At 72.0% G+C, this 26,685-nt stretch carries 25 protein-coding genes and 2 pseudogenes; 3 read left to right on the top strand and 24 right to left on the bottom strand.

Annotated elements, in window-relative coordinates:
• Positions 1-24: 24 nt before the first annotated feature.
• From whiG to proS, 17 genes and pseudogenes are all read right to left on the bottom strand, one after another.
• Entirely contained in the window at positions 25-861 is an 837-nt protein-coding gene (gene whiG / locus ACQPW6_RS30835) for an RNA polymerase sigma factor WhiG (RefSeq protein ID WP_433892976.1), read from the bottom strand.
• A 301-nt stretch (positions 862-1,162) separates the two neighbouring features.
• Positions 1,163-2,452, bottom strand: a complete 1,290-nt coding sequence (gene dprA, locus ACQPW6_RS30830; protein WP_433892975.1) for a DNA-processing protein DprA — start codon at positions 2,450-2,452, stop codon at positions 1,163-1,165.
• A gap of 5 nt (positions 2,453-2,457) precedes the next feature.
• The gene (locus ACQPW6_RS30825) at positions 2,458-4,098 is read right to left on the bottom strand and encodes a YifB family Mg chelatase-like AAA ATPase (RefSeq protein WP_433892974.1); all 1,641 of its coding nucleotides are present in this window, start codon (positions 4,096-4,098) and stop codon (positions 2,458-2,460) included.
• Positions 4,099-4,498 (bottom strand): annotated as a pseudogene (locus ACQPW6_RS30820) (YraN family protein).
• A gap of 37 nt (positions 4,499-4,535) precedes the next feature.
• Positions 4,536-4,862: a DUF2469 domain-containing protein gene (locus ACQPW6_RS30815; RefSeq protein WP_433892973.1), complete on the bottom strand. Its 327-nt coding sequence runs from the start codon at positions 4,860-4,862 to the stop codon at positions 4,536-4,538.
• A 40-nt stretch (positions 4,863-4,902) separates the two neighbouring features.
• Positions 4,903-5,442, bottom strand: a complete 540-nt coding sequence (locus tag ACQPW6_RS30810) for an NUDIX hydrolase (protein WP_433892972.1) — start codon at positions 5,440-5,442, stop codon at positions 4,903-4,905.
• Positions 5,439-6,164: a signal peptidase I gene (gene lepB / locus ACQPW6_RS30805; protein WP_433892971.1), complete on the bottom strand. Its 726-nt coding sequence runs from the start codon at positions 6,162-6,164 to the stop codon at positions 5,439-5,441. Before lepB (ACQPW6_RS30805) ends, ACQPW6_RS30810 begins: the two co-directional genes overlap by 4 nt.
• Positions 6,165-6,175: 11 nt before the next feature.
• Positions 6,176-7,282 carry a signal peptidase I gene (lepB, locus tag ACQPW6_RS30800; RefSeq protein WP_433892970.1) on the bottom strand — a complete coding sequence of 369 codons (1,107 nt, stop codon included), beginning with the start codon at positions 7,280-7,282 and terminating at the stop codon, positions 6,176-6,178.
• 40 nt (positions 7,283-7,322) lie between these two features.
• Positions 7,323-8,480 (bottom strand): annotated as a pseudogene (gene lepB, locus ACQPW6_RS30795) (signal peptidase I); the annotation flags it as partial.
• A complete protein-coding gene (gene lepB, locus ACQPW6_RS30790; RefSeq protein ID WP_433892969.1) occupies positions 8,473-9,183 on the bottom strand; it encodes a signal peptidase I in 711 nt (236 codons plus the stop codon). The pseudogene lepB (ACQPW6_RS30795) and the gene lepB (ACQPW6_RS30790), both read right to left, overlap by 8 nt.
• 44 nt (positions 9,184-9,227) lie before the next feature.
• Positions 9,228-9,578 (bottom strand): 50S ribosomal protein L19, encoded by a 351-nt coding sequence (gene rplS, locus ACQPW6_RS30785; RefSeq protein ID WP_433892968.1) that lies wholly within the window; start codon positions 9,576-9,578, stop codon positions 9,228-9,230.
• Between the two features lie 133 nt (positions 9,579-9,711).
• On the bottom strand, positions 9,712-10,533 hold the full coding sequence (gene trmD, locus ACQPW6_RS30780; RefSeq protein ID WP_433892967.1) for a tRNA (guanosine(37)-N1)-methyltransferase TrmD: 822 nt from the start codon (positions 10,531-10,533) through the stop codon (positions 9,712-9,714).
• Between the two features lies 1 nt (position 10,534).
• The gene (gene rimM, locus ACQPW6_RS30775) at positions 10,535-11,143 is read right to left on the bottom strand and encodes a ribosome maturation factor RimM (RefSeq protein WP_433892966.1); all 609 of its coding nucleotides are present in this window, start codon (positions 11,141-11,143) and stop codon (positions 10,535-10,537) included.
• A gap of 133 nt (positions 11,144-11,276) precedes the next feature.
• On the bottom strand, positions 11,277-11,516 hold the full coding sequence (locus tag ACQPW6_RS30770; protein WP_033173065.1) for an RNA-binding protein: 240 nt from the start codon (positions 11,514-11,516) through the stop codon (positions 11,277-11,279).
• Between the two features lie 2 nt (positions 11,517-11,518).
• Entirely contained in the window at positions 11,519-11,998 is a 480-nt protein-coding gene (gene rpsP, locus ACQPW6_RS30765; RefSeq protein WP_433892965.1) for a 30S ribosomal protein S16, read from the bottom strand.
• A 148-nt stretch (positions 11,999-12,146) separates the two neighbouring features.
• Positions 12,147-12,737 carry a hypothetical protein gene (locus ACQPW6_RS30760; RefSeq protein ID WP_433892964.1) on the bottom strand — a complete coding sequence of 197 codons (591 nt, stop codon included), beginning with the start codon at positions 12,735-12,737 and terminating at the stop codon, positions 12,147-12,149.
• Between the two features lie 180 nt (positions 12,738-12,917).
• Positions 12,918-14,330, bottom strand: coding sequence for a proline--tRNA ligase (gene proS, locus ACQPW6_RS30755; protein WP_433892963.1), 1,413 nt, complete (start codon positions 14,328-14,330; stop codon positions 12,918-12,920).
• Positions 14,331-14,528: 198 nt separating this feature from the next.
• Here proS and ACQPW6_RS30750 point away from each other — a divergent pair, with 198 nt between their 5' ends.
• Positions 14,529-15,374: an SAM-dependent methyltransferase gene (locus tag ACQPW6_RS30750; protein ID WP_433892962.1), complete on the top strand. Its 846-nt coding sequence runs from the start codon at positions 14,529-14,531 to the stop codon at positions 15,372-15,374.
• Positions 15,375-15,544: 170 nt separating this feature from the next.
• The gene (locus ACQPW6_RS30745; protein WP_433892961.1) at positions 15,545-16,051 is read left to right on the top strand and encodes a DUF402 domain-containing protein; all 507 of its coding nucleotides are present in this window, start codon (positions 15,545-15,547) and stop codon (positions 16,049-16,051) included.
• Positions 16,052-16,103: 52 nt separating this feature from the next.
• On the opposite strand, the gene ACQPW6_RS30740 is transcribed toward ACQPW6_RS30745, so the two are convergent.
• From ACQPW6_RS30740 to nsdA, 6 genes are all read right to left on the bottom strand, one after another.
• Positions 16,104-16,625, bottom strand: coding sequence for a GNAT family N-acetyltransferase (locus ACQPW6_RS30740; RefSeq protein WP_433892960.1), 522 nt, complete (start codon positions 16,623-16,625; stop codon positions 16,104-16,106).
• A 39-nt stretch (positions 16,626-16,664) separates the two neighbouring features.
• On the bottom strand, positions 16,665-18,221 hold the full coding sequence (gene ffh, locus ACQPW6_RS30735) for a signal recognition particle protein (protein ID WP_433892959.1): 1,557 nt from the start codon (positions 18,219-18,221) through the stop codon (positions 16,665-16,667).
• Between the two features lie 131 nt (positions 18,222-18,352).
• Positions 18,353-20,782 (bottom strand): [protein-PII] uridylyltransferase, encoded by a 2,430-nt coding sequence (locus ACQPW6_RS30730; protein ID WP_433892958.1) that lies wholly within the window; start codon positions 20,780-20,782, stop codon positions 18,353-18,355.
• Between the two features lie 27 nt (positions 20,783-20,809).
• Positions 20,810-21,148, bottom strand: a complete 339-nt coding sequence (locus ACQPW6_RS30725) for a P-II family nitrogen regulator (RefSeq protein WP_433892957.1) — start codon at positions 21,146-21,148, stop codon at positions 20,810-20,812.
• On the bottom strand, positions 21,145-22,488 hold the full coding sequence (locus ACQPW6_RS30720) for an ammonium transporter (protein WP_433892956.1): 1,344 nt from the start codon (positions 22,486-22,488) through the stop codon (positions 21,145-21,147). The genes ACQPW6_RS30725 and ACQPW6_RS30720 overlap by 4 nt, the downstream gene beginning before the upstream one ends.
• Before the next feature lie 363 nt (positions 22,489-22,851).
• Complete coding sequence (gene nsdA, locus ACQPW6_RS30715) at positions 22,852-24,327, bottom strand: transcriptional repressor NsdA (protein WP_433892955.1); 1,476 nt, start codon at positions 24,325-24,327, stop codon at positions 22,852-22,854.
• Positions 24,328-24,595: 268 nt separating this feature from the next.
• Between nsdA and ACQPW6_RS30710 the strand changes: the two genes are divergently transcribed.
• On the top strand, positions 24,596-25,336 hold the full coding sequence (locus tag ACQPW6_RS30710; RefSeq protein WP_433892954.1) for a bifunctional DNA primase/polymerase: 741 nt from the start codon (positions 24,596-24,598) through the stop codon (positions 25,334-25,336).
• 103 nt (positions 25,337-25,439) lie between these two features.
• On the opposite strand, the gene ftsY is transcribed toward ACQPW6_RS30710, so the two are convergent.
• On the bottom strand, positions 25,440-26,645 hold the full coding sequence (gene ftsY, locus ACQPW6_RS30705) for a signal recognition particle-docking protein FtsY (protein WP_433892953.1): 1,206 nt from the start codon (positions 26,643-26,645) through the stop codon (positions 25,440-25,442).
• Positions 26,646-26,685 lie beyond the last annotated feature (40 nt).

Below are 26,685 nucleotides of genomic sequence, written 5' to 3'. Positions count from 1 at the left end.
ACTGTAGACACTCCCGCCGCGGCCTCACCGGCCGACGTCGGCCAGCTTTGCCCGGAGTTGAAGCACCGACTTGGTGTGGATCTGGCTGACCCGGCTCTCGGTCACTCCCAGTACCTGGCCGATCTCGGCCAGGGTGAGCCCCTCGTAGTAGTAGAGGGTGACGACGGTCTTCTCCCGCTCGGGCAGGGTGTTGACGGCGCGGGCCAGCAGCCGGCGCAGCTCGCGGTCCTCGGCGACCTCGACGGGGTTGTCGGCGCCGGTGTCCTCCAGGGTGTCCACCAGGCTGAGGGAGCCGCCGCCCTCGGACCCGACGTGCAGCAACTCCTCCAGCGCCACCACGTTGGCCAGCGACAACGCGCTGAACACGCCGTGCAGATCCTCCAGGGTGACGCCCATCTCGGCGGCCACCTCGGACTCCCCCGGGGTGCGGCGCAGCTTGGCCTCAAGGGTGGCGTAGGCCTGCTCCACCGCGCGGGCCTTCTGCCGCACCGAGCGGGGGATCCAGTCCAGCGCCCGCAGTTCGTCGATCATCGCGCCGCGGATCCGGGTGATGGCGTACGTCTCGAACTTGATCGCGCGCTCCGGGTCGAACTTCTCGATCGCGTCGATCAGCCCGAACACCCCGGAGGACACGAAATCGGCCTGTTCGACATTGGCCGGAAGCCCCACGCTGACCCGGCCCGCCACGTACTTCACCAGTGGCGAGTAGTGCAGGATCAGCTGTTCCCGCAGCCGCGCGTCCCCCGTGGACTTGTAGGTCCGCCACAGCGCGTCGAGCGAGGTGGGGGCGGCGGGCCGGGCGGTGTCGCGGGTGACGGTCGCTGCCGTCGCCCGTTCTGACCCGGGGGTGTACTGGGGCATGCGTCGTTTTGAGCCGTTCTGCCGTGACGTGGGCGGGCGTAACCGGACGGGGGGACGAGCTTCCGCGAGCGTAGCGTGACCATTGTGTCGCTCACCGCTACGTCCGCCGTATGGGACATGCGCAGATACGTTCCTCTGCGGGTGCGTGGGCGCCGGGCCGGCCGCGGGGTACGGCACGGCAGCGGCGGTACGACCTTATGGCCGCCGGGTCGCCCGCGCCGGGTGGCTCGGCGGCGGTCCGGGAATCACCCCAGGTCACGGCGTTCCGCTGTCACCTGATGGTGTGTCTGTGCCGGGCGGGTCAACCGGCCGTGCCGGCCGGCCGGTCACGCGGGCGGCGGGCCAACTTCCACCCCCCGGTGTCCCGTTCGACGAAGCCGAGCGCCTGCAATTCGTAGAGCACGCCGAGCGTGTCGTCCCTGGTGGCGCCCGCGGCCAGCGCGATCTCCCGGTCGCCGGCGGTGCCCTGGCCGGGCAGCGCCTCAAGTACCTGTGCCGCGGCCGGGCGGAGCAGGTCGCGGGGCAGCAGCGGGCCGCGCCGCTCGGGGGCCAGGTCGGTGCCGATCCGCCCCACCAGCTCCACCACCTGCTCGGCGCCGGTGACCAACACGGCCTCCCCGCGCAGGAGTTCGTGCACGCCCTCGGACAGGCCACTCGTACACGGGCCGGGCACTCCTATGGTGACCCGGCCGAGTTCGGTTGCCCGGCGGGCGGTGATCAGCGACCCGCTGCGGCGGCGGGCCTCGACCACCACGGTGCCGCGGGTCAGCGCCGCGATGACCCGGTTACGGAGTACGAACCTGCTGCGGGTCGGGTGGTCGCCCGGCGGCAACTCGCCGATCAGCAGCCCCCTTTCGGCGATGGCGTCGATCAACTCGGCGTTGCGCGGCGGATAGGGCACGTCCACTCCGCAGGCCACCACGCCGATGGTCGCGCCCTCGGCCCGCAGGGCGCTGCGGTGCGCGATGCCGTCCACTCCGTGGGCGGCTCCTGAAACCACCACCCAGCCCGCCTCCGCGAGCCCGGCGGCGAGCAGGGCCGCCATGTGGGCGCCGTAGTCGGTGCAGGCCCTGGCGCCCACCACGGCCACCGAGCGCAGCGCCCACAGCCGCAGTGAGGGGTGGCCCCTGACCCACAGACCGTAGGGCCGCTGGTCGCCGAGGTCGTCCAGCTGGGCCGGCCACTCCCCGTCCCCCGGGCACACGAACCGGGCGCCGGCCCGGCGGGCGGCGGCCAGGTCCGCGAGCGGGTCGGCGCGGCCCGCCCGGATCGCGTAGCCCGCCGTCCGCCGCGGGCTCGCCCCGGGCAGCCGCTTCCCGGCCCGCGCCGCCCGCAGCGCCTCCCGCGCCCCGCGCTCCCGGACGGCCCGTCCCATCACCTCATCCCCCGGGTCAGCCACCCGGGTCAGCCCCACCAGGGCCACCCGCTCGTCCCAGTCGACCTCGCCGTCACCGTCACCAGGTCCACCGGACCCACCCGGGTCCGGCGGAACGGGCCCGGCTCCGGCCCCGCCTGCGTCCCAGGCCGCGTCCAGGGCGGGCGGGAAGGGCAGCGGTGGGGGCTCGCCCCGAGGGCTCTCGCCTTCGGCCATCCCGCTCACCCGCTCTCCGCCATCGCGACCGCCCGGCCCGCGCCCAGCCGGAGCTGGAGCGCCTGTGAGACGTCCTGGCTCGTCGGGCGGTCGTGGGCGGCCAGGTCGGCGAGGGTCCAGGCGACGCGCAGCACCCGGTCGAGCCCGCGGGCGGTGAGCAGGCCGCGTTCCATGTCGCGTTCCGCCGTGTGCAGGGCGCCCGGGGCCACATGCCAGCGGGTGCGCAGCTCGTGGCCGGGGACCTCGCTGTTGGCCCGCCACGGGGTGTCGGTGTAGCGGGCGGCGGCCCGTTCGCGGGCGGCCAGGACCCGGGCGGCCACCGTGGCGGTGCTCTCCCCCGGCCCGCAGCCGATCAGGTCGCTGCGGCTGACCGGCTCGGCCTCCACCCGCAGATCCACCCGGTCGAGCAGCGGCCCTGACAGCCGCGACTGATAGCGCCGTACCGCGGTCGGCGAGCACTCGCAGCCTGCCCCGAGCAGCGAGAAGCGTCCGCACGGGCACGGATTCGCGGCCATCACCAGCATGAACCGGGCCGGCAGCCGCATCACGCCCGCCGCGCGGGCCACCACCACATGCCCGGACTCCAGCGGCTGCCGCAGCGCCTCCAGCGCCCGTACGCTGAATTCTGGCGCTTCGTCCAGAAAAAGTACCCCACGGTGAGCCAACGACACTGCTCCGGGTCTCGGCAGCCCGCTTCCGCCGCCGACCAGCGAGGGCATCGTGGCCGAGTGGTGCGGCGCACAGTAGGGCGGCACGTCGACCAGCGGCCGGCCCGCCGGGAGGATGCCGGCCACCGAGTGCACGGCGGTGACCTCAAGCGACTCCTGCCGGGTCAGCGGCGGCAGGATGCCTGGCAGCCGTTCGGCCAGCATGGTCTTGCCCGCCCCCGGCGGTCCCTTCAGGTAGAGGTGGTGTCCGCCGGCCGCGGCCACCTCCAGGGCCAGCCGGGCGGCCCGCTGCCCCGCCACGTCGGCCAGGTCGAGGCAGCCCGCGCCACCGGGGGCGCCGCCGGACGTGCCGCCGAGGCTGGTGGCCAGACCCGTCCCGACACCGCAGCCCGGCACGGTGAGGCCGGCCAGCATCGGGTCGGGGCGCTCGTCCCCCACCCCGTCCTGCTCCTCCTCGGGCACCGTCTCGTCGTTGAGCACCGCCACCAGCTGGCGCAGGCTGCGGATGCCGAGCACGGAGACACCGGGCACGAGTGACGCCTCGGCGGTGGTCCGCTCGGGCACCACGACATGGCGGTATCCGGCGTCGGCCGCCGCCAGCACGGCGGGCAGCACCCCGCGGACCGGCCGGACCCGGCCGTCGAGGCCCAGCTCGCCGATCATCATCAGGTCGGCGATCGACTTCGGCGCGATCCGGTCGTTGGCGGCGAGCACCGCGCAGGCCACCGCCAGGTCGAAGCCCGAGCCGCCCTTGGGGACGGAGGCCGGGCTGAGCCCGACGGTGAGCTTCTTCTGCGGCCAGGTCTCGCCGCTGTTCACGATGGCCGCGCGTACCCGGTCGCGGCTCTCGGTCAGGCTCTTGTCGGGCAGGCCGACCAGGGCGAAGGCCGCGACGCCGGGTTCCAGGTCGGCCTGCACCTCCACCACGACGCCCTCGACGCCGATCAGCGCCACCGAGCAGGTCCGGGCGAAGCCCATTCAGACCACCCCCCGGACGTGCTCGACCAGGGGCGCGCCGCGCTCCGGCAGCACGATGCCGACCAGGTCGATCCGGACCCCGCCGGGCGGCGCCCCGCCGTGCTCCGCCGTCCATCGCTCGGCCAGCGATCTGAGCCGGTCCACCTTGGCCGCGGTCAGTGCGGCCATCGGGTGCTGGTAGCTCCCGGCGCGCCGGGTCTTCACCTCGCACACCACCAGCGCGTCACCCTCGGACGCCAGGATGTCGATCTCGCCGCGCCGCCCGCACCGCCAGTTCCGGTCGAGCACGGTCAGCCCGGCGCCTTCCAGCGTGCGGGCCGCCAGATCCTCGCCGTACCGCCCCAGCGCACCTCGTGCGTTCATGCGTACCACCTCCGTCACTCACTGTGACAGAGCTCAGCCGCAAAAGATGATCTTGGTCAGAACCTGTGGATAACTCAGCCGTTGAAGCCCGAATCGTCCGACGGCAAGTCGAGATCCGCCTTGTTCAGCTCCTCAATGTTCACGTCCTTGAACGTGAGCACCCGGACCTGCTTGACGAACCTGGCCGGCCTGTACATGTCCCAGACCCACGCATCGGCCATCGTGACCTCGAAGAACACCTCACCCTGCACCGAGTGCACCTGCATCTCGTAGTCATTGGTGAGGTAGAAACGCCGCTCAGTCTCGATCACGTACTTGAACAGGCCAACGACATCGCGGTACTCCCGGTAGAGCTTCAGCTCCATCTCGGTCTCGTACTTTTCGAGGTCCTCGGCGCTCATGGCATGTTCCCCTTCAGCCGTACGTGCCCCCCATTGTGCGTCAGTCGCGCTCCGCCCCCAGGGGGATCGGGGATTGCGGGGGGCCTTCGTCGAGCAGCGCACGCAGCAGCCCGGCGAGCCTGATGGGATACACCGTCTCACGAGTGCGCAGAAGTTCCTCGCAGGTCCACCAGCGCAGTGAGGTCACGGTGCGGCGCTCCAGGTCGGTCTGCCCGCTGGTGTCAAGGCCGACGGTCGCCGTACGGCCGAGGTGGTACCACTCGTCCTGCTCCCAGCGGCGGCCGTCGAACATGAACGAGCAGGTCCGCTCCCACACCACCGGGCCGAGCGTCACGTCGGTGATGCCGGTCTCCTCTGCGACCTCGCGGAGGGCCGCCGCCTCCAGGCTCTCGCCGTCCTCCACCCCGCCGCCCGGGGTGAACCACCAGGTCAGCTCGGGCTGAGCCGGCTCGAAGCCGTGCAGCAGCAGGATCCGGTCCGCCGGGTCGAGCAGCACCACCCGCGACGCCCGCCGCCGCGCCCCGGCCGCCCCGTCCCCGGCAACCGGCCCGACGGCCCCGGGCTCCCCCGCCCCGCTCACTTCCGCCTCCGCAGCCGCGCCAGCGGCCCGTACGCCGCCCCGCCGAAGATCAGCACCGCCCCGGCGATCACCATCACCACCAGCAACTTCAGCGGGCCCCGCGCGGAGGCCCCACCGCCCGGCAGCGCGTCGAACGCCGGCGTGCGGTCCATCGTGCCCAGCCGCCCCAGCGGCCACACCGTGCCGTCCACCCGGGCCTTCACGTCGCTCGCCGGCACCGACCCGTGGTTGACGTCGGTCAGATGCAGCCGGGAGTCCTCCGAGACCGCCCGGTTGTCACCCAGCAGGAACAGCTGCCCGTGCGGCACGGTGCTGCTGAACTTCGTCAGCGAGTTCAGCGGGCTGTCCTTGAGGTAGTCCTCCTGGACCGGCTTGCCGTCCACCGTCAGCCGCCCCTGCGTGTCGCAGCAGGCCACCACATCGCCGCCGACCCCGACCACCCGCTTGACCAGCGGCTGCGGATCCCACAGGTCGTCCTGAAAGACCACCACGTCACCCCGCCGCACATCCGACCCGGACACATGCTGGGCCAGTACCCGGTCGCCGGGGTTCACGGTGGGCTGCATCGAGTTGGTCGGCACGGTGTACGGGCGGTAGACGACCGCTCCCCAGACGAATCCGCCGAGGAACAGCGCACAGCCCAAGGCGACGGCCACCCCGGACAAGACGTTCCCGAGGCGACCGCCGCCCTTGCCGGCTATCGCACCACTGCTGCTGCTCATGGACCGGAACCCTACCCGGCGGTATCACGCCGCTCGGGATCGGCCTTCAGCATCCGCCGCCTGCGCCGCAGCAGCACCAGCGGCAGCGCCCCGGCCAGGCCGGCCGCGGCCGGGGCCGCAGCCCCCGCGGTGGACTGCGCCAGCCCGTTGATGCCGGACTGCGAGAAGGTGCTCGGGATGGACAGCGCGTCCCACCGGTTGATCGGCCAGGCCACCACGATCGCGCGGCCCACGACCTCCTTGTCCGACACGGTGCCGCCGCCGGGCAGCATCATGTGGAACCGGGAGTCGAGCGAGTCGTCGCGGTGGTCGCCCATCACCCAGATCCGGCCCTTGGGCACGGTGACCTTGAACTCGTGCTGCGGGTCGCACGGGGTGGCCCCGGGGTAGACATACGGCTCGTCGAGCGCCTTGCCGTTGACGATCACCGGTCCGGTGCCCTTGCACTGCACGGTGTCACCGCCGACCCCGATCACCCGCTTGATCAGGTCCTTCTCCTCCGCGGAGGGCATCAGGCCGATGAAGCTGAGGCCCTTCTGCAGGCCCTTGGTGACGGCGTTGCCGCTGGCGGGCGGATTCTCGCCGAGCCAGCCGCCCGGGTCGTGGAAGACGACCACCTCGCCGCGGCTCGGCGTCGAGCCGAACCACGGGGTGAGCTTGTCCACCAGCACCCGGTCGCCCTCCTGCAGGGTGTTCTGCATCGAGTCGGACGGGATGGAGAACGCCTGCACCAGGAAGGTCTTGATCAGCAGGGCGAGCACCAGGGCGATGCCGATGAGCAGCGGCAGCTCCTTCCAGAAGGAGCGCTGCTTGGCCTTGCCCCTGCCGCCCTCGCCCTCCGGGCCCTCGCCGTCGCCGTCGTCGGGGTCGTCAGGGCCGGCCGGTCCTGTCGGATCCGCCGGCCGCGCGTCCTTGCCGAGGTCGACGGGCTCGCCACCGTACGCGTGCGCGGACGGGTCCTCGTAGGACGGTGCGGACGGGTCCCCGTACGGCGGCGCGGGCGGTTCCCCGTACCGGTCCCCGTACGCGGGTGCGGACGGGTCGCCGTAGGACGGATCGCCATAGGGAGGCGCGGACGGGTCGACCGCCGACGGATCGGTCGGTACGCCGTTCGACATCCCGTTCTCGCTGCCCGACGGAGTGCCAGTGCCAGGGGGTACCTCGGCGTCCCTCTTCTCGGGCTCGCCGGATCCAGACCGTGCGCCGACCACCAGGTCCCCCACATCCACTCCTCACTCCAGACCGCCGCCCGCGCCGCTTGCGGCGCAGGCCCACCACTCCCATAACGAGCGGGAGTTCCGCAGGAGTCGGTAGCTGGCTCATCCATTGACCGTTGTTGGCCGAGCCCACCTTAGTGGGCGCTCCTGTGGCCGCCGTGCCGCCCGGCGGCGGATCGGGCACCGAGGAGAACGTCTTCGGCTCCTTCAGCCGCGCCCAGTGGCTGACCGGCCAGCCGATCACGAAGGCCCGTCCGACCACCAGGTTCTGCGAGATCGTGCCGCGGCCCGGCTGGTCGGTGTGGTACCGCGAGTCGGCCGATTCCGAGCGGTTGTCACCCATCACCCACAGGCGCCCCTTGGGCACATGGATGGTGAATTTCATCTGTGAGGGTGGATCTCCGGGATACACGTACGGCTCATCGAGCGCTTTTCCGTTGACGGTCAGGTGCCCGGTGGCGTCACAGCACTGCACGGTGTCGCCACCGACGCCGATCACCCGTTTGATCAGATCCTGCTCGCCGGAGGACGGCAGCAGCCCGATGAAGGTGAAGAACTGCTTCACCTGCTTGACGACGACCGGGTCGGACTTGGGCGGCGCCTCCGCCTGGAGCCAGTGCCCGGGGTCCTTGAAGACCACGACGTCGCCGCGGTGCGGCTCGGCGCCGAACCACGGGGTGAGCTTGTCCACCAGCACCCGGTCGCCGATGCCGATGGTCTGCTCCATCGACCCCGACGGGATCACGAATGCCTGGAGCAGGAACGTCTTGAGCACCAGCGCGATCACCAGGGCGACCACGATCAGGATCGGCACCTCGCCGGCCAGCGACCGGCGGCGCTTGCGCTTGACCTTGCGGGCCAGCTTGCGGCGCTCGATCCGGGAACTGCCGGTCAGGCCCGGCGGCGCGATCGTGACGCCGTCGCCGAGCTCCCCGGAGGCACCGGATGCGCCGGACCCACCAGGTTCACCGAAAGCACCCGACGCACCGGACCCACCGAAAGCACCCGGTTCGCCGGAGGAGTCGGAGCCACCGCCCTCCGCCGGCTCGTCCGGATCCGCCCGGTGGTGTCCGTAGCGGGCTCTGCCGCGGTTACCCATGGGGGCCGGCCGGTGCCGGTACGGCGGCGAAGCTCGCCGGGCGGCGCAGCCGGGTCCAGTGCCCGACCGGCCAGCCGATCCACTCCGCGCGGCCGATCACCTTGCCCACCGGGACCGTGCCGCCGCCGGGATCGCCCAGATGATCGCGTGAGTCACGAGAGTCGTCACGGTGATCCCCCATTACCCAGAGCCTCCCCTTCGGCACGACGATGTCGAACGCTACCTGGGACGGCGCATTGCCGGGATAAAGATATGTCTCGTCCAGCGCATGGCCGTTGACCGTCATACGGCCCCTGGTGTCGCAGCAGGTGACCCGGTCGCCGCCGACGCCGATCACCCGCTTCACGTAGTCGGTGCCGCCGACTTCCTCGAACGAGTCGTCGCCGTCGAACACGATCACGTCGCCGCGCCGCGGGGTGCCGCCGAACCGGTACGCCAGCTTGTTCACCAGCACCCGGTCGCCGACCCGCAGGGTGTTCTCCATCGACCCGCTGGGCACCTGGAAGGGCTGCATGACGTAGGTGCTGATGAGCACCAGGGTCAGCACGCAGCCGGCCGCGAGCAGCAGCGTACGGCGCCAGTCCCGCCAGAGCTCGAGCAGCCGGCCGGTCGCAGCGGAACGCGACCGCTCCTCCGGGTCCGCCTCGTCGGCGGTGGAGGAACGGTCGCGTTCCGGGCTGGCCTGTGCTGCTTCGCTGTCCATCGAGGCCAGAGCTTATCCGGCCCGCGAACGGACGTGCGACGCGATCAGTTGTCGCGCTTCTCCTTGATCTTCGCGGCCTTGCCGCGCAGCTCACGGAGGTAGTACAGCTTCGCGCGGCGGACGTCGCCGCGGGTCACGACCTCGATCTTCTCCACGATCGGGGTGTGCACCGGGAAGGTGCGCTCGACGCCGACGGAGAAGCTCACCTTGCGGGCGGTGAAGGTCTCGCTGATGCCCGCGCCCTGGCGGCGGATGACGACGCCCTTGAACTGCTGCACACGGGAGCGGTTGCCCTCGATGACGCGTACGTGGACGTTCACGGTGTCGCCGGGGCGGAACGCCGGGATGTCGGTACGCAGCGAGGCGCTGTTGAGGCCCTCGATCAGGTTGGTCATGGTGTTTCTGTCTGCTTCCTCGCCGATGCCACAGGTCATCGCCGGAATATGGTGTTCAGTGTCTGGGTGCCGCGGGCCGGGCGGGCGTCGTTCCCCCTGTGGCAGGGGCGCACGTCGGACGGGCAGCAGCGGCCTATTCTTCCATGGCCTCGGGGTTCGGCCCAAATCGGCCGTCGGGCCCCGGCAGCCAGCCGAGGATGCTGAGCATCTCCCGGTCCTTCTTGTCGAACGCGGCGGGGTCGGCCGCGGCGATCAGGTCGGGCCGGTGCGCGATCGTACGGCGCAGCGCCTCGTCCCGCCGCCAGCGGGCGATCTTGCCGTGGTGGCCGCTGAGTAGCACCTCGGGGATGCCGCGCCCGCGCCACTGCGGCGGCTTGGTGAGCACCGGGCCTTCGAGCAGGTGCGCCATCGGTCCGGGAGCGAACGAGTCGTCGCGGTGCGACTCGGCGTTGCCGAGCACGCCGGGCAGCAGGCGGGCGACCGCCTCGGTGACGACCAGCACCGCGGCCTCGCCGCCGGCCAGCACGTAGTCGCCGATGGAGACCTCGTACACCGGCAGCCTGGTGGCGTACTCGGCGGCGACGCGGCTGTCGATGCCCTCGTAGCGGGCCGGGGTGAAGACCAGCCAGGGGCGCTCGGAGAGCTCCACGGCGAGCGCCTGGGTGAACGGCCGGCCGCTGGGGGTGGGGACGACCAGGGCGGGCAGCCGGGCGCCGGCCTCGTAGCCGTCGGCGAGCACCTGGTCGAGCGCCTCGCCCCACGGCTCGGTCTTCATGACCATGCCGGGGCCGCCGCCGTACGGGGTGTCGTCCACCGTGTTGTGCCGGTCGTAGGCCCAGTCGCGCAGGTCGTGCACGCGCACATCCAGCCGGCCCGCGGTGCGGGCCTTGCCGACCAGCGAGACGTTCAGCGGCTCCAGGTAGTCGGGGAAGATCGTGACGACGTCGATCCGCATCTCAGCCGCCGTTCCCGGTGCCGCTCGCGGTGCCGTCCTCGGCGTCGTCCGCCACGGAATCGTCCGCGCCCGCCTCATCCGCGCCCGCACCGTCCGCGCCGAGCTCTTCGAGCAGCCCCGGCGGCGGGTCGATCAGCGCCCGCTGCTCCTCCAGGTCGATCTCCGGGACGATCTCCTCGACGAACGGGATCAGCACCTCGCCGCCGTCCGGCGTCCGCACCACCAGCAGATCCTGGTACGGGAGATGGGTGATCTCGGCGATCCGGCCGACCTCCCGGCCGTCCACCGTCACCACGTCCAGGTCGATCAGCTGGTGGTCGTAGAACTCCTCGGGATCCTCCGGGGTCTGCGCCGGGTCCACCTCGGCGATCAGCAGGGTGTTGCGCAGCGCCTCGGCGCCGTTGCGGTCGCTGACGCCCTCGAAGCGCAGCATCAGCTTTCCGCTGTGCACCCGGCCGGTGGCGATGGTCAGCGGTCCGGTGGCGGCGGGGTCGGTGGCCAGTACGGCGCCGGGTGCGAGCCGCAGCTCGGGCTCGTCGGTGCGCACCTCCACGCTGACCTCGCCCTTGATGCCGTGGGCGCGGCCGATCCTGCCGACTACGAGCTGCATGTACCGCTCACCTTTCCTGACGTCCTTGGCCTGTCCCCGGCCTTGGCCTGTTGTTCCCCGGCCGGGACGCAGCGCGGGCCGGGAGCGGCCTTCGCCACCCCCGGCCCGGGCCGGTGTTCTGTGTGTCGCCCGCTCAGCGGACCTGGTCCACGTCGACGAGGTCGACGCGGATGCCACGGCCGCCGAGCGCGCCCACGACGGTGCGCAGCGCGCGGGCGGTACGGCCGTTGCGGCCGATCACCTTGCCGAGGTCGTCGGGGTGTACCCGGACCTCCAGCACGCTGCCGCGACGCAGGGTTCGCATGTCGACCTGCACATCGTCGGGGTTGTCGACAATGCCCTTCACGAGGTGCTCAAGAGCCTCCTCGAGCATGGTCAGGCTCCGGCTGACTCGGCCGGGGCAGCCGCCTCGGCGGTGTCATCGGCCTTCTTGTCGGACTTCTCGGCCTTCTCGGACTTCTCAGCCTTGTCGGCCTTCTTCGCCTTGGGGGTGATGGCCTCACCCTTGGGCTCGTCCGCGCTGTCCTTGGCGGCGGCCTCGAACAGCACCCGCTTGTCAGCCTTGGGCTCGGGGACGAGCAGCGGCGCCGGGGCCTCAAGGCCCTTGAACTTCTGCCAGTCGCCGGTCAGCTTGAGGATGGCCAGCACGGGCTCGGTCGGCTGGGCGCCGACCGACAGCCAGTACTGCGCGCGGTCCGAGTCGACCTCGATACGCGACGGGTTCTGCACGGGGTGGTACAGGCCGATCTCCTCGATGGCCCGGCCGTCACGGCGGGTACGGGAGTCGGCGACGACGATGCGGTAGTGAGGCGAACGGATCTTGCCCAGACGCTTCAGCTTGATCTTGACTGCCACGGGAGCGGGTTCTCCTGGTGTTGACGTGGTTGGGCACGGCGAATGTCCACGTGGGGTTGTGGGATTCGGGCGCCCGACGGACGCGTCAGCCGAAGGAGAGAGGGTTCCTGCACGGCTGTCGAGTTCTCAGCTAAGTATTCTGCCACACTCAGCCGACCCCTACGACCTCCGGGATCCGGAACGGCTGCCCGCAGGCACCGCACATGATCGGCGCCTGGGCCAGCACCGATGGCACCACCCGGACGTTCCGCCCGCAGTCGCAGACCGCCTTGACGCGCACGCCGCCGCCCGACGAACCGTGCCGGGCCGCCGGGCCGCGGAAGGAGCTCGCGGTGTCGGCGGTGGTGGCCACGGTGTGCGCCTTCAGCGCGCGCTGGAGGCGCTCGATGGTGCCCCGGTAACGCTTACGGGTGTCCGGGCGCATCACGACCAGCGAGAAGCCGCTGCTGGGATGCGGCTCCTCGGCGTGGTCGAGGCCCATCTCGTCGGCGATCGCCAGGAACCGCCGGTTGTGGTAGCGGCCGGCGCGTGAGGTGTCACGGATGCCGCGGGCGGCGGCGATCCCGTGCACGGCCTCATGCAGCAGCCTTTCGAAGGAGAGCTCCGTGCCGCAGGCGGACGAGGACTCTCCGATCAGGGACTCGGGCGCGGCCAGATCGGGCAGCTCGGGATGGTGCCGTTGAATATCGGCCCAGGCGACTGCCAGCTCGGCGGCGAGAACAGGTGGTGTCGTGCTCACGCCGTGACAACGAGCGTGGCGCTCCCGGTGTTCCGATTCCGGGCTAGCCCAATTAATTTGCACTGATCGGTCAGTTCCGGTTAACCGCGGGCGGGTGCGGAGGACCGGGGAGAACCCGCGCACCCGCCCCACGGCGGGACGTACCGAGTCAAACGTACGTCTGTTTTCGGTCAGTGAACGTTAATATGCCCGCGCGACGATCGCGATCGTGCCCGGGGCGTCGTCCGCGGCCGGCACCGAGCCGTCCTCGGCGACCAGGCAGCGGACGGAAACGCTCTGCTCGGCGAGCTTGGCCTCGCCCTCGGGGCCGAGGTCGGCCCACGGGATGCGGGCCCAGCCGGTGGCCGCCGCCTCGGCCGCCTCGCCGATGGTGCGCACCTCCACCGTGCGGGCCAGCCGGCGTTCGCGGGACTCCTGGAGCAGCCGCGCCTGGTCCTCCTCAAGCACCTTGGGCAGCAGGTCGGCCAGGCTGTCGATGGCCACCGGCTCCTTGCCGCCGGGAATCCGGCGGGCCAGCATCGCGGTGCCGTTCTCCAGGTCGCGCGGCCCGATCTCGACCCTGACCGGGACACCCTTGAGCTCCCAGTCCACCGCCCGGCGGCCGAACGGGGTGTCGGTGCGGTCGTCCACCTGCACCCGCACGCCGGCGGCCCGCAGCCGGTCGCCGACCTCGCGGACCTTCTCCACCACCCCGTCGCCGTCCTTGATCGCCAGCACCACGGCCTGCGTCTGCGCCAGCCGCGGCGGCACCCGCAGCCCGTGGTCGTCGCCGTGCATCATCACCAGCGCGCCGATCATCCGGGTGGTGCTGCCCCAGGACGTCTGCCAGACGTGCTCCTGCACGCCCTCCTTCGACAGGTACTGGGTGTGGAACGCCTTGGCGAAGTTCTGCCCGAGCTCATGGCTGGTGCCGAGCTGGAGCGCCTTGCCGTCGCCCATCATCCCTTCGAGGGTCAGGGTGTTGATCGCTCCCGCGAACCGCTCCTTGACCGTCTTGCGGCCGAGCACCACGTCCATCGCCAGCACGTTCTCCATGAAGTCCGCGTAGACGTCGCGCTGGATGCGGGCGGCGAAGACCCGGGCGTCCTCCTGGGTGGCGTGCGCGGTGTGCCCCTCCTGCCACAGGAACTCCGTGGTCCGCAGGAACAGCCGCGGCCGCAGCTCCCAGCGCACCACGTTCGCCCACTGGTTGATCAGCAGCGGCAGGTCGCGGTAGCTCTGCACCCACTTGGAGAAGTACTCGTTGATGATCGTCTCCGACGTCGGCCGGACGACGATCGGCTCCTCCAGGTCCTTGCCCCCGGCGTGCGTGACGACGGCGAGTTCGGGCGCGAAGCCCTCCACGTGCTCGGCTTCCCTGGTCAGGTACGACTGCGGGATGAAGAGCGGGAAGTAGGCGTTCTGCGCGCCGACGCCCTTGATCCGCTGGTCCATCTCCTGCTGCATCCGCTCCCACAGGCCGTAGCCGTACGGGCGGATGACCATGGTGCCGCGGACCGGGCCGTTGTCGGCCAGCTCTGCCTTGTTGATCAGGTCCTGGTACCAGCGCGGGAAGTCGTCCGCCTGGGGGGTGAGAACGGGAGCCTTTGCCATGCCGGAGATGGTACGGCGCGGCGGGCCCGCAGCGTGAATCGATCGGCGTCCAGGCGACTGGACGGAGAACTTAACAAAAACGGTCCACCCGGGCACTGGACGGCGCCGGGAATCAGCAGTTGTCTGGCTTTCGGGGCGAGTTGCTGGCTGTACGACTCCGCGGGGGCTCATGGCGATGCGTGGCTGATTGGGGCTTCGATGGCATCTACGCTCTATCGCGAGACCAGGCCCGGTACACGACTCGGGGCCCGGGAGGCGAGGGCCCGGGACAGCCGGCCCCCGCAGGCCGGGGCACCGGACGAGGCGACACCCGACGACCGGGCCCGGGACTGGGCCGAGATCCAGGAACGGATGCTCGTTCCGCTCTACGAAGCCGTATACGACCGCCTCGAGGTCGGTACGGACACCCGGCTGCTGGCACTGGGCTGCGGCTCGGGGCTCGCGCTGCTGCTCGCGGCGGCCAGAGGAGCCGCGGTCGCCGGATACGACACCGACCAGCGCAAGCTGGCCCTGGCCAGGGAGCGGCTGCTCCCGGTCCGCAAGGGCCCCTGCGCCGACTTCGGCCCCGGCTTCGACCTCGTGACGGCCTTCGACCCGGCCGTGTCGGGCGCCGATCTGCTGCCGCCGCTCACCGCCGCCGCCCGCTCGGTCGGCAAGGGCGTGCCGGTGGTGCTGGCCGGCTGGGGCCCGCCGGAGCGCTGCGCCACCTCCCGCGTGCTGCGGGTCGCCGAGCGGCTGGCGGAACCGCGCCGGCCGGCCGGGGCCGCCACCCGGCTCAGCGGCCGGGACGACCTGGAGGAGACGGCCCGGGCGGCCGGGCTGCGGCCGGACGGCTCGGGGCGTGTCTCCTGCCCGTTCGGCTACCCCGACCTGGGCAGCGCGGTGCGCGGCATGCTGTCCACCGGCCTGTTCGACGCGGCGGCGCAGGCCACCGACCGGCAGCAGGTGGAGAAGGAGCTCGCCGAGGCCCTGCACCCCTACCGCCGCGCCGACGGCACCGTACGGATGGAGAACGTCTTCCGCTACCTCGTCGCCCGCACCTGACCACGCCACCTGACCGCACCGTCTGACCGCCCCTGCCCCCTACGTGCACCGGCCGCGCGGCGGAATGCGGTTGCCGCCGCGCGGCCGCATCGGCGAGAGTCGCCGTGGGCCGGCCGCCGGGCATCCCGGTGGCACCGGCCGCGAACCACTCACCGAGGCCAGGAGCGCCGATGCCCGGCACCACCATCCGTCTGCTTTCCGGTGCGTCCACCACGGTGCGGCTGGTCAAGCACGACCGCGTCAAACTGCGCTACCCCGCCGACGTACTGAGCGACGACGGCGTGCGGGCGACCGTCCGCGCCCCCTACGCGGCGCCCTCCGTACGGGACTTCGGGTTCGTGCGCTTCGAACCGGGCGACGTGTTCACCGAGCACTTCTGGCGGGACCGCTTCTACTCCGTCAAGGAGGTCCGCGACGCGGGCGGCACGGTCAAGGGCTGGTACTGCGACATCGGCAGGCCCGCGGTCGTCGGCGCCGACGGCGTCACGATGGAGGACCTGGACCTCGACCTGTGGGTGTCCGCCGACGGCAGCCAGGTGCTGCGGCTGGACGAGGACGAGTTCGCCGACAGCGGGCTCGCCGAACGGGACCCGGAGGCGGCCCGCAGCGCCGTACAGGCACTGGACGGGCTCGAAGCGCTCGTGCTGAGCGGCGGCCTCACCCGGCTCCTGGGCTGAAACGGCCGGCCCTACGCAAGGCGGCCGGCCGTCACGGACCCGACGAGTGGCCTCAACCGTCCAGGCCCGGCCACTCCTCGGCGGTCAGCGCGAACCGCTCATGGTCGCGCCACGCCTCGTTGATGAACAGCATCCGCGGCGAGAACCCCTCGTGCCGGAAGCCCAGCCGCTCGGCCATCGCCATCGAGCGGACGTTGTCCGGCTGGACGCTGATCTCCAGCCGGTGCAGCCCGAGGCCGTCCGGTTCTGCGGCGAAGCAGCGGTCCACCACCAGGCGCAGCCCCTCGGTCATCCGGCCGGTGCCGTTGTACGGCACGTAACTGTCGTAGCCGAGCGCGCCGTTGCGGTACCGGGACATGACGATGTCGGCGACGTTGCAGCGGCCGACGATCCCGCCGTCCTCGTCGTCGATGATGAGGAAGCTGCGCAGCTTCTCGCCCTGCCGCCGCAACAGCTCCGGGAATCCGTCCAGTTCCACCGGATTCCACGGGCTGAGGTGGTCGACCGACCGCAGCACCGCCTCCCGGAAGGAGGCGGCGTCACTGGGCCTGGGCTCTCGGATCGATACGCGCATGGTCCTATGATCGCCGATCGGCGACCGGCGACCGGGCGGTCACTTCATGAACTTCTTGAAGTCGTCGGGCAGCTCGAAGTCCTGGCCGCCGGTCGGCAGACCGAACGGGCTGTCGCCCTGCCCGGCGCCCTCGCTCTGCTGCTGGCGGGCGGCCGCCGCGGCGGCCTCCTCCTGCTTGCGCTTCATCGGGTTGCCGCTCTGCCGCCGGCCCTTGGCCTGCTTCTGCTGCTTCTTCTGCCGGCCGGGACCGCCACCCGAGCCCGGCATCCCGGGCATCCCCGGCATGCCGCCGCCCTGCGCCATCCGCGACATCATCTTGCGCGCCTCGAAGAACCGCTCCACCAGGCCCTTCACCGCGCTCACCTCGACCCCGGAGCCCTTGGCGATACGGGCCCGGCGGGAGCCGTTGATCAGGTGCGGGTCGGCCCGCTCCCCCGGCGTCATGGACTTGATGATCGCCGCGGTGCGGTCGACGTCCTTCTCGTCCAGGTTGTTGATCTGGTCCTTGAGCTGGCCCATGCCCGGCAGCATGCCGAGCAGCTTGGAGATCGAGCCCATCTTGCGGACCTGCTCCATCTGCGCCAGGAAGTCGTCGAGCGTGAACTCCTTGGGGCCCTTGGCCAGCTTGGCCGCCATCTTGGCGGCCTCGTCCTGGCTGAAGGTCTGCTCGGCCTTCTCGATCAGCGAGAGCATGTCGCCCATGCCGAGGATCCGGGAGGCCATCCGGTCCGGGTGGAACGCGTCGAAGTCGTCCAGCTTCTCGCCGTTCGACGCGAACATGATCTGCTTGCCGGTGACATGCGCGATGGACAGCGCCGCACCGCCGCGGGCGTCGCCGTCGAGCTTGGACAGCACCACCCCGTCGAAGCCGACACCGTCGCGGAACGCCTCCGCGGTGTTCACCGCGTCCTGGCCGATCATCGCGTCGACCACGAACAGGATCTCGGTGGGCCGCACGGCGTCGCGGATGTCCGCGGCCTGCTGCATCAGCTCCTGGTCCACGCCGAGCCGGCCCGCGGTGTCCACGATCACCACGTCGTGCTGGCGGGAGGTGGCGAACGTGATCGAGTCCTGCGCGACCTTCACCGGGTCGCCCACCCCGTTGCCCGGCTCGGGCGCGAAGACGGCGACGCCGGCCCGCTCGGCGACCACGGACAGCTGGGTGACGGCGTTGGGGCGCTGGAGGTCGCAGGCGACCAGCAGCGGGGTGTGGCCCTGCTTCTGCAGCCACTGGCCGAGCTTGCCGGCCAGCGTGGTCTTGCCGGCGCCCTGGAGGCCGGCCAGCATGATCACGGTCGGCGGCTGCTTGGCGAAGCGCAGCCGGCGGGTCTCGCCGCCGAGGATGCCGACCAGCTCGTCGTTGACGATCTTGATGACCTGCTGCGCGGGATTCAGCGCCTGCGACACCTCGGCCCCGAGCGCGCGCTGCTTGACGTTCGCGATGAAGGCCCGGACGACGGGCAGGGCCACGTCGGCTTCGAGCAGGGCGATCCGGATCTCGCGCGCGGTGACGTCGATGTCCGCCTCGGTGAGACGGCCTTTGCCCCGGAGGTTTTTGAACGCTGCTGCAAGGCGGTCGGAGAGGGTATCGAACACGGTGGTCGCGGATCCTCGCGTCGGGGGTGGGAAGTATCGCCCCCCAGGGTACTTTGCCGGTCCAGGTACGGTCTGCACTGCACCGGGACCGGCAAGGGATGAACCTCGGGGAAACGCCGCGCGGTCACGCGCTACCGCAGGGCCGACTCCACCTGGCGGGCCACCTCCGCCGCGCGGGCGTCGGGCAGCGGGCTGCCGTCCTTGCCCACCACGTAGAACGCGTCCACCGCGTTGGCGCCCAGCGTGGAGATCCGGGCCGAGCGGACGGTGACCGCGGTGGCCGTCAGGGCCAGGCCGATGCGGTGCAGCAGCCCGGGGGCGTCGTGCGCGCGGACCTCCAGGACGGTCGCGGTGTGCGAGGTGTGCCCGGGGGCGACCGTGACCCGGGGCGGCGGCGGGGTGATGCCGCGCCGCCGGGGGTAGGCCGCCTCGCGTTCGGCGAGCCGGGACTCGATGTCCAGGGTGCCGTCGAAGGCCCGCCCGAGGTCGGCGCGCAGCCTGGCGGCCTCCGGCAGCGCCCCGTACTCGGCGGACACCCGCCAGCTCAGCAGCGCCACCGGGCCCTCGCCGATCGGATCGACGGCCCGCAGGTCGGCCGCCCGTACGGTGAGCCGGTGCAGCGCCAGCACGCCGGCCGCCTGGGCGAGCAGCCCCGGCCGGTCGGGGACGGCCACCAGCAGCTCGACGCCGAGCGCCTCGTTGCGCTCCTCGCCCTCGGCCTCGGGTTCGGTGTGCGCGCGCAGGGCGAGCACCACGCCGCCGGTGCGGGCGGCCTCGACGACCAGCCGCTCCTCCTCGGCGGTGGACTCCCGCTCGGCGGCCTCCGGCAGCGCGCCGCTGTCCAGCGCGCCGGCCACCCGGTCCACCAGGTCGGCGAGCAGCGAGGCCCGCCAGGTGCTCCAGGCGGCGGGCCCGGTGGCCAGCGCGTCGGCCTCGGTGAGCGCGGCCAGCAGTTCCAGCGTGGAGGTGTCCCTGACGGTCTCGGCGACCGTCCGTACGGTCTCGGGGTCGTCCAGGTCGCGCCGGGTGGCGGTGTCGATCAGCAGCAGGTGGTGCCTGACCAGCAGCGCGAGCGTCTCCACGTCGGCCCGGCCGAAGCCGATCCGGGCGGCCACGTCGCGGGCGATGACCTCCCCCGCCTCGCTGTGGTCGCCGGGCCAGCCCTTGCCGATGTCGTGCAGCAGCGCCGCGGTCAGCAGCAGGTCGGGGCGGCCGACCCGGCGGGTGAAACCGGCCGCCATGACGGCGGTCTCGACCAGGTGCCGGTCCACGGTGAAGCGGTGCACGGCGTTGCGCTGCGGGCGGCAGCGGACCCGTTCCCAGTCCGGGATCAGCCGGGTGACCAGCCCTTCCGCCTCCAGCGCCTCCCACACGGGGACGGTGGACTCGCCGGCGCCGAGCAGGGTGACCAGCTGCTCGCGGGCCTCGGCCGGCCACGGCACCGGCAGCGGCTTGGCCGCGGCGGCCAGCCTGCGGACGGCGTGCAGCGACAGCGGCAGCCCGGCCTGGGCGGCAGCGGCGGCGGCGCGCAGCGGCAGCACCGGGTCGCGGTCGGGCTTGGCGGCCAGCGCGAGCACCGCCTCGCCCTCCTGCTCCACCACGCCGTCGGCGAGCGGCACCCGCTCGGGCGTGCCGGCGTCGGCGGCGCCGCGGGACCGGCCGAGTAGCCGGCGGCGGGGGCGCTGCTCACGGGAGCGCAGCACCCGGCCGACCTCGCGCCAGGTGACGTCCCCTGCGTAGGCGATCCGCCGGGCGGCCTCGTAGACCTCGCGCAGCAGGGTGTCGGCGTCCAGCAGGCCGAGGGCGGCGGCGACCTGGTCCTGCTCCTGGAGGGCGAGCCGGTCGGTGGCCCGGCCGGTGGCCAGGTGCAGGGCGTCCCGGGCGTCGAGCAGCCGGGTCTTGGCCTCGGTCAGGCCCTCGCGGGGCGCGTCGGCCAGCCAGGAGGCGGCGACGGCGCGCAGCGCGGTGACGTCCCGCAGGCCGCCGCGGGACTCCTTGAGGTCGGGTTCCAGGAGGTAGGAGAGCTCGCCTTGGCGCTCGGCGCGCTCCAGGCACATCTCGTGCAGGGCGGGCAGCCGCTTGGCGGCCTGGTTCCGCCAGTCGGCGAGTACGGCGCTGCGCAGGCCCGAGCTGAGGGCGGGGTCGCCCGCCAGGTGCCGGGCGTCGAGCAGGCCGAGCTGCACCTTGAGGTCCTCGGTGGCGGTCTTCATCGCCTCGGCGGGGGTGCGCACCGAGTGGTCAAGGGCCAAGCCGAGGTCCCAGACCGGGTACCAGAGCCGGTCGGCGAGCTGCGCCACGGATTTCTCGGAGTCGTGCAGCAGCACCAGGTCCAGGTCGCTGCGAGGTGACAGCTCGCCGCGGCCGTAGCCGCCGACGGCGAGCAGGGCCCAGCCCTTGGTGCCGGCCGCCTGCGCGGCGCCGGTGGCGAGCGAGGCGAGCCATTGGTCGGTGAGTGCGGCCAGGGCCGCGCGGCGCGGCGGCCCGGACTGCCCCTCCTCGTTGAGGAGGCGCAGCCGGGCCGCCGCGTAACTGCTGTCCTGCGCTTCGACGCTGTCGGTCACTCGTTCTCCACGCTGGGGTTCGGTTTCCTAGAGCGCGTCGGGTCCGCGCTCACCGGTGCGGACCCGGACGGCCGTGTCGACCGGGAGGCTCCACACCTTGCCGTCTCCGATCTTGCCGGTTCTGGCAGCTTTCACGATGACTTCGATGAGCTGATCGGTGTCCGCGTCCTCGGTGAGGACCTCGATCCTGATCTTCGGCACCAGGTCGACGGTGTACTCCGCGCCCCGGTAGACCTCGGTGTGGCCGCGCTGCCGACCGTAGCCGCTGGCCTCGGTGACGGTCAGGCCGTGGACGCCGAACGCCTGGAGTGCTTCCTTGATCTCGTCGAGCCGGTGCGGCTTCACGACGGCGGTGATGAGCTTCACGCGTCCACCTTCTTGCCCGGGGCGTCCGCCCCGCTGCCGGTGCCGCCGATCGCGGGGGCGGCCCCTCGGCCGCCGCCGACCCCGGCGAAGTCGTATGCGGTCTCGGCGTGCAGGATCTGGTCGACGCCGGTGACCTCCTCGTCGTCGGTGACCCTGAAGCCCATGGTCATGTCGATGAGTTTGGCGAGGATGATCGCGCACACCAGGGAGTAGCCGAGCACCGCGCCGACCCCGATGAACTGCAGCCGCAGCTGGTGCCAGCCGCCGCCGTAGAAGACGCCCTTGGCGGTCTGGCCGACCCCGCCGGTGGCGAAGAAGCCGATCAGCAGCGAGCCGATGATGCCGCCGACCATGTGGACGCCGACGACGTCGAGGGAGTCGTCGATGTTGAAGCGGTACTTCAGGCCGACGGCCGCGGCGCAGCCGACGCCGGCGATCACACCGACGGCGATGGCGCCGAGCGGCGAGACCGAGCCGCAGGCCGGGGTGATGGCGACCAGGCCGGAGACGGCACCGGAGGCGGCGCCCAGGGTGGTGAAGGAGCCGTGCCTGATCCGCTCGTAGAGCAGCCAGCCGAGCATCGCGGCCGCGGTGGCGACCTGGGTGTTGGTGAAGGCGACGGCGGCGACGCCGTCGGAGCCCAGCCAGGAGCCGGCGTTGAAGCCGAACCAGCCGAACCACAGCAGGCCGCAGCCGAGCATGACCAGCGGCAGGCTGTGCGGGCGCATCGGGTCGCGCTTGAAGCCGTTGCGCTTGCCGATGACCAGGATCACACCGAGCGCCGCGGCGCCGGCGTTGATGTGCACCGCGGTACCACCGGCGAAGTCGATGACGCCCTTCTTGAACAGCCAGCCGTCAGAGGCCCACACCCAGTGGGCGACGGGGAAGTAGACGACGGTGGCCCACAGCGTGATGAACAGCGCCCACGCGGTGAACTTGACCCGGTCGGCCAAGGCGCCGCTGATCAGCGCCGGTGTGATGATCGCGAACATCAGCTGGAAGACCGCGAATACGTAGATCGGAATGCCGTATCCGGGCCAGAGCTCGGTGATGCCTATGTGGCGCATACCGATCCAGCCGGTGCCGCCCATGAATCCGTTGCCGGAGTGGAAGGCGAAGCTGAATCCGTAGACGGTCCAGAGAATGGTGATGATGCCCAGGCTGATGAAGCTCATCATCAGCATGTTCAGGGCACTCTTGACGCGCACCATGCCGCCGTAGAAGAAGGCGAGACCTGGGGTCATCACCATCACCAGGGCCGCACTGATCAGCATGAACGCCGTACTACCACTGTCGAGCTTGGGCGCGTCCGCGGCCAGCGTAATGATGGCTGGTGCCATCGGCGTCTCCTCGTCATCCGAACGGCCCGTGCGGGCTGTGCAAGGGTTGGGCCGGTTTTCGCCATGAGATTGGCTCAGCCGGGTTTCCGTCGATGCCGTTCGTTGTTTCGCCGCCGTGACGAAGAAGTCGCCCGTGTTACGTGGAGATGAACCGCCCCCAGGTGAGGTGAAGGATGTATACGGGTGGGATACGGGGTGAGTGCGGAGCGGGAACGGACCGGCCGCGGCGGCCATCCGGTTGACCTGGCGTAGGGGAGCCGAGTCGGGTGGTTCGGACGGCATGCCGCGGCCGGAGTGCTGGGTTCGTACGCGATCGGTGCTACCGGGGGGCTGCTGCCGGCGGCTGGACGCCGGTGGCGGCCGTCAGGCGGATTCGGCCACTTCCGGCAGCTCGACCGAGAGCCGTTCGGAGAGGGCGGCGACCTCGGTGACGTCGCCGAAGTCGCGTACGGCGGTGTGGGTGGTCTTGCGGATGCGGGTGTTGACCCGCTCGGAGCGGAGCTTCCTGGCCACCGTTATGGCCTGCTCGGTGCACTGCGCGGCCTGCTCGGGGTCGCGCTGCAGCAGGTGGACGGAGGCCATCCCGACCAGGTTCAGCGCGTAGGCGCGCTGGTGCACCGGGTCGGCGCTGAAGCCCTCGACGGCCTTGGCCATCACGGGGTGGGCGAGCGAGGCGTAGGTGGGGCTGCGGCCGGCGACATAGGCGAGGTCGCGGTAGGAGTGCGCGTTCTCCGCGTGCAGTTCGGCCTCGTTGAAGAAGCTGATCCAGGACGGGTCCTCGGCGGGCTGGGACTCCGCGAAGGTCTCCTCGGCCATGCGCACCGCGCGGTGGCACTTGTTGACCTGCCCCATGTTGGCGTACGCCCTGGCCTCCATCGCGTGCAGCATGGCCTGGGTGGTGGCGCCGGCCGAGTCGCGGCTGCCGTACTGGGCGAGGTGGATGAGCTCCAGTGCGTCGTCCGGCCGGTCCAGGTGGATCATCTGCCGGCTCATGGAGGACAGGATGAACGCGCCCAGCGGGCGGTCGCCGGCCTCCTTGGCGGCGTGCAGCGCGAGCACCAGGTACTTCTGCGCGGTGGGCTGCAGGCCGACGTCGTAGCTCATCCAGCCGGCCAGCGCGGCCAGGTCGGCGGTGATCCGGTAGAGCCGGCGGCCGACGGCCTCGGGGTGTGCGTCCTGCAGCAGGTCGGTGACCTCGTGCAGCTGGCCGACCACCGCCTTGCGGCGCAGGCCGCCGCCGCACTGGTTGTCCCAGTCGCGGAACATCGAGGCGGTGGACTCCAGCAGTTCGAGTTCCTGCACCGACAGCCGGGACGGCCGGGCGCCCTCGCGGGACGCGGCGAGTGCGGGTAAGGCGGGCGAGGCGGACGCAGCCATCCCGCTGCCGCCGCTTGGCACCAGCCAGCGCTGCATGGGTTCGAGCAGCGCGGGTCCGGCGGACAGCCCGAGCGACACGCCGAGGAAGCCGCGGCGGCCGAGCATCAGGTCGCTGCGGGAGAACTCGCTGATCAGCTGGACGGTCTGCGGGCCGGTCCACGGCAGGTCGACGTCGCCGCCGGCGGCCGGCTGGTGCGCGGAGCGCAGGCCGAGGTCCTCGATCGGGACGACGCAGCCGAAGCGCTCGGAGAACAGCTCGGACAGGATCCGCGGGATCGGCTCCCGGGGCTGCTCGCCGTCCAGCCAGCGGCGCACCCGGGAGGTGTCGGTGCTGACGTGGTGGGCGCCCAACTGGCGTGCTCTGCGGTTGACCTGACGGGCCAACTCGCCCTTGGACCAGCCGCTGCGCACGAACCAGGAGGTCAGTTGCGCGTTGGGCTGCTTCTCCGGTGTGCCGCCCACGGTCAAGCCCCCATCCCGATCTCGCCCGGCCCCATCACCGCTTGTTTCAGGGCCTGTTGGGACCGGCACGGCAAGTCGCCGCCAGGTCCCCGGAACTGAAAGTAGTCCTACGATCACCCATCGGGCGAGTCCTGTCTCAGAAACGCCACCATTCGCCACCCCTTCGAATGAACTCGGTTCAACCTCCAGGCGATTCACTTGACACATGCCAGTCGCACGAGGTCAAGCAGGGGCGTAACCATCGGTCCAGCGATCCGTTGGAGGTGTCATGGTGTTCACAATCGGCAGCTTGCGGGAGACACGGCAGCAGCGGTCCGGGGTGGCGGCGGAGGTGCGTCCCGCGGGGCGCCCCGCGGTCCGCCCCACGGTGCGGGCGGGCGTGCGGCGCCGGGCCCGGGCGGATGTGTACGCGACGGTCGCGGAGTACGTGGCGCTGTACGGCTGGGCGGTGGTGCCCGGCGCGCGGGCGGCGCGGGGCGGCGGGGGGTGCTCGTGCGGCGACGCCGAGTGCGTTCGCCCTGGCGCGCATCCGCTGGTGTTCGCCGGGGAGATCCCGGCCGGCACCGCGCCCGAGCAGGCCGTCGAGGCGTGGGCGCAGGTGCCGGGGGCCGCGGTGCTGCTGCCGGTGGGGCGCTCGTTCGACGTGATCGACGTCGCCGAGGCGTCGGGGCGGCGGGCGCTGGTGCGGCTTGAGCGGATGGGGCTGCGGCTGGGCCCGGTGCTGCTGACGCCGACCGGACGCGCGCAGTTCTTCGTGGCGCCGGGCGCCGCGGCCGAGCTGCCGCACCTGCTCTACCGGATGGGCTGGGACGACGCGGAGCTGGACCTGCGCTGCCTCGGTCCCGGTGACCATGTCACCGCTCCCCCGTCGGACCTCGGCGGCCACGGCCAGGTCAGCTGGCTGCGCGCGCCGCTGCCCGACTGCGTTCCGCAGCCCCCCGAGGCCCGGCTGCTGCTGGGCACGCTGGCCTACATCAGCCACCGGGACAGCACAGCTGCGTACGCGTAAGGGACGCCCACCCATGTGAGCGTCCCTTACCCGAAACCTTTCTGCACCGTGCCGCCCGGCCCGGCCTCCCGGGCTTCGCCCCGCTGCGCCGGGCTCCGCCCGGCTACTCGCCGATCAGCGCCTCCACGAACGCCTCAGGCTCGAACGGCGCCAAGTCGTCCGCGCCCTCGCCGAGGCCGACGAGCTTGACCGGGACGCCCAGCTCGCGCTGGACCGCGACCACGATGCCGCCCTTGGCCGTGCCGTCGAGCTTGGTCAGCACGATGCCGGTGATGTCCACCACCTCGGCGAAGACCCGGGCCTGCACCAGGCCGTTCTGGCCGGTGGTGGCGTCCAGGACGAGCAGCACCTCGTCCACCGGGCCCTGCTTCTCGACCACCCGCTTGACCTTGCCGAGCTCGTCCATCAGGCCGGTCTTGGTGTGCAGCCGGCCGGCGGTGTCGATGAGCACGGTGTCGGCGCCCGCGGCGATGCCCTCCTTGACGGCCTCGAACGCGACCGACGCCGGGTCGCCGCCCTCCGGCCCGCGGACGGTACGGGCCCCGACCCGTTCGCCCCACGTCTGCAGCTGGTCGGCGGCGGCGGCGCGGAAGGTGTCGGCCGCGCCCAGCAGCACGCTGCGGCCGTCGGCGACCAGCACCCGGGCGAGCTTGCCGGTGGTGGTGGTCTTGCCGGTGCCGTTGACCCCGACGACCATCACGACGGCCGGCGAGTCCTCGTGGCTCTCGGTGTGCAGGGTGCGGTCGAGGCTGGGGTCGAGCAGCGTGAGCAGCTCCTCGCGCAGCAGGGTGCGCAGCTCCTCCGGGGTGCGGGTGCCGAGCACCCTGACCCGGGTGCGCAGCCGCTCCACCAGCTCCTGGGTGGGGGTGACGCCGACGTCGGCGGTGATCAGGGTGTCCTCGATCTCCTCCCAGGTGTCCTCGTCGAGGCGCTCCCTGGAGAGCAGCGTGAGCAGCCCCTTGCCCAGCGAGTTCTGCGAGCGGGACAGCCGGGAGCGCAGCCGGATCAGCCGGCCCGCGGTGGGCTCGGGCTGCTCGATCACCGGCGGGGCCGGGACCTGCACCTCCTCCAGCGCGTCGGGCGCGGCGGTCGCCCCCGGCAGGGGGACCTCCTCGACGGTCCTGCGCGGCTCCTCCCGCGGGGCCGCGGCCTCGTCCCCGATGTGCGGTTCTGCTGGCGGCGCGGTGATCTTCGGTGAGCTGGGCGGGGCCGGCGGCAGCTGCTTCCTGCGGCGGCTGCCGACCACCAGCCCGCCGGCTGCGAGGAGCACGACCACGGCGATGACGACGACAAGGATCACAATTTCCATAACCACCCCAGTATTCACGACGGCCGCCCGGCATCATCCC

Source organism: Streptomyces sp. CA-111067, from assembly GCF_050956065.1.
Taxonomy (GTDB): domain Bacteria; phylum Actinomycetota; class Actinomycetes; order Streptomycetales; family Streptomycetaceae; genus Actinacidiphila.
The sequence above is the reverse complement of the archived record's forward strand: the minus strand, read 5'-3'. Positions and strand labels throughout refer to the sequence as shown.

What these genes read in the sequence shown, in the direction of transcription:
- whiG (WP_433892976.1), bottom strand. Translation starts at nt 861, where the DNA reads ATGCCCCAGTACACCCCCGGGTCAGAACGGGCGACGGCAGCGACCGTC.
- dprA (WP_433892975.1), bottom strand. Translation starts at nt 2,452, where the DNA reads ATGGCCGAAGGCGAGAGCCCTCGGGGCGAGCCCCCACCGCTGCCCTTC.
- ACQPW6_RS30825 (WP_433892974.1), bottom strand. Translation starts at nt 4,098, where the DNA reads ATGGGCTTCGCCCGGACCTGCTCGGTGGCGCTGATCGGCGTCGAGGGC.
- ACQPW6_RS30815 (WP_433892973.1), bottom strand. Translation starts at nt 4,862, where the DNA reads ATGAGCGCCGAGGACCTCGAAAAGTACGAGACCGAGATGGAGCTGAAG.
- lepB (WP_433892971.1), bottom strand. Translation starts at nt 6,164, where the DNA reads ATGAGCAGCAGCAGTGGTGCGATAGCCGGCAAGGGCGGCGGTCGCCTC.
- lepB (WP_433892970.1), bottom strand. Translation starts at nt 7,282, where the DNA reads ATGTCGAACGGCGTACCGACCGATCCGTCGGCGGTCGACCCGTCCGCG.
- lepB (WP_433892969.1), bottom strand. Translation starts at nt 9,183, where the DNA reads ATGGACAGCGAAGCAGCACAGGCCAGCCCGGAACGCGACCGTTCCTCC.
- rplS (WP_433892968.1), bottom strand. Translation starts at nt 9,578, where the DNA reads ATGACCAACCTGATCGAGGGCCTCAACAGCGCCTCGCTGCGTACCGAC.
- trmD (WP_433892967.1), bottom strand. Translation starts at nt 10,533, where the DNA reads ATGCGGATCGACGTCGTCACGATCTTCCCCGACTACCTGGAGCCGCTG.
- rimM (WP_433892966.1), bottom strand. Translation starts at nt 11,143, where the DNA reads ATGCAGCTCGTAGTCGGCAGGATCGGCCGCGCCCACGGCATCAAGGGC.
- ACQPW6_RS30770 (WP_033173065.1), bottom strand. Translation starts at nt 11,516, where the DNA reads ATGCTCGAGGAGGCTCTTGAGCACCTCGTGAAGGGCATTGTCGACAAC.
- proS (WP_433892963.1), bottom strand. Translation starts at nt 14,330, where the DNA reads ATGGCAAAGGCTCCCGTTCTCACCCCCCAGGCGGACGACTTCCCGCGC.
- ACQPW6_RS30750 (WP_433892962.1), top strand. Translation starts at nt 14,529, where the DNA reads ATGGCATCTACGCTCTATCGCGAGACCAGGCCCGGTACACGACTCGGG.
- ACQPW6_RS30745 (WP_433892961.1), top strand. Translation starts at nt 15,545, where the DNA reads ATGCCCGGCACCACCATCCGTCTGCTTTCCGGTGCGTCCACCACGGTG.
- ACQPW6_RS30740 (WP_433892960.1), bottom strand. Translation starts at nt 16,625, where the DNA reads ATGCGCGTATCGATCCGAGAGCCCAGGCCCAGTGACGCCGCCTCCTTC.
- ACQPW6_RS30720 (WP_433892956.1), bottom strand. Translation starts at nt 22,488, where the DNA reads ATGGCACCAGCCATCATTACGCTGGCCGCGGACGCGCCCAAGCTCGAC.
- ACQPW6_RS30710 (WP_433892954.1), top strand. Translation starts at nt 24,596, where the DNA reads ATGGTGTTCACAATCGGCAGCTTGCGGGAGACACGGCAGCAGCGGTCC.
- ftsY (WP_433892953.1), bottom strand. Translation starts at nt 26,645, where the DNA reads ATGGAAATTGTGATCCTTGTCGTCGTCATCGCCGTGGTCGTGCTCCTC.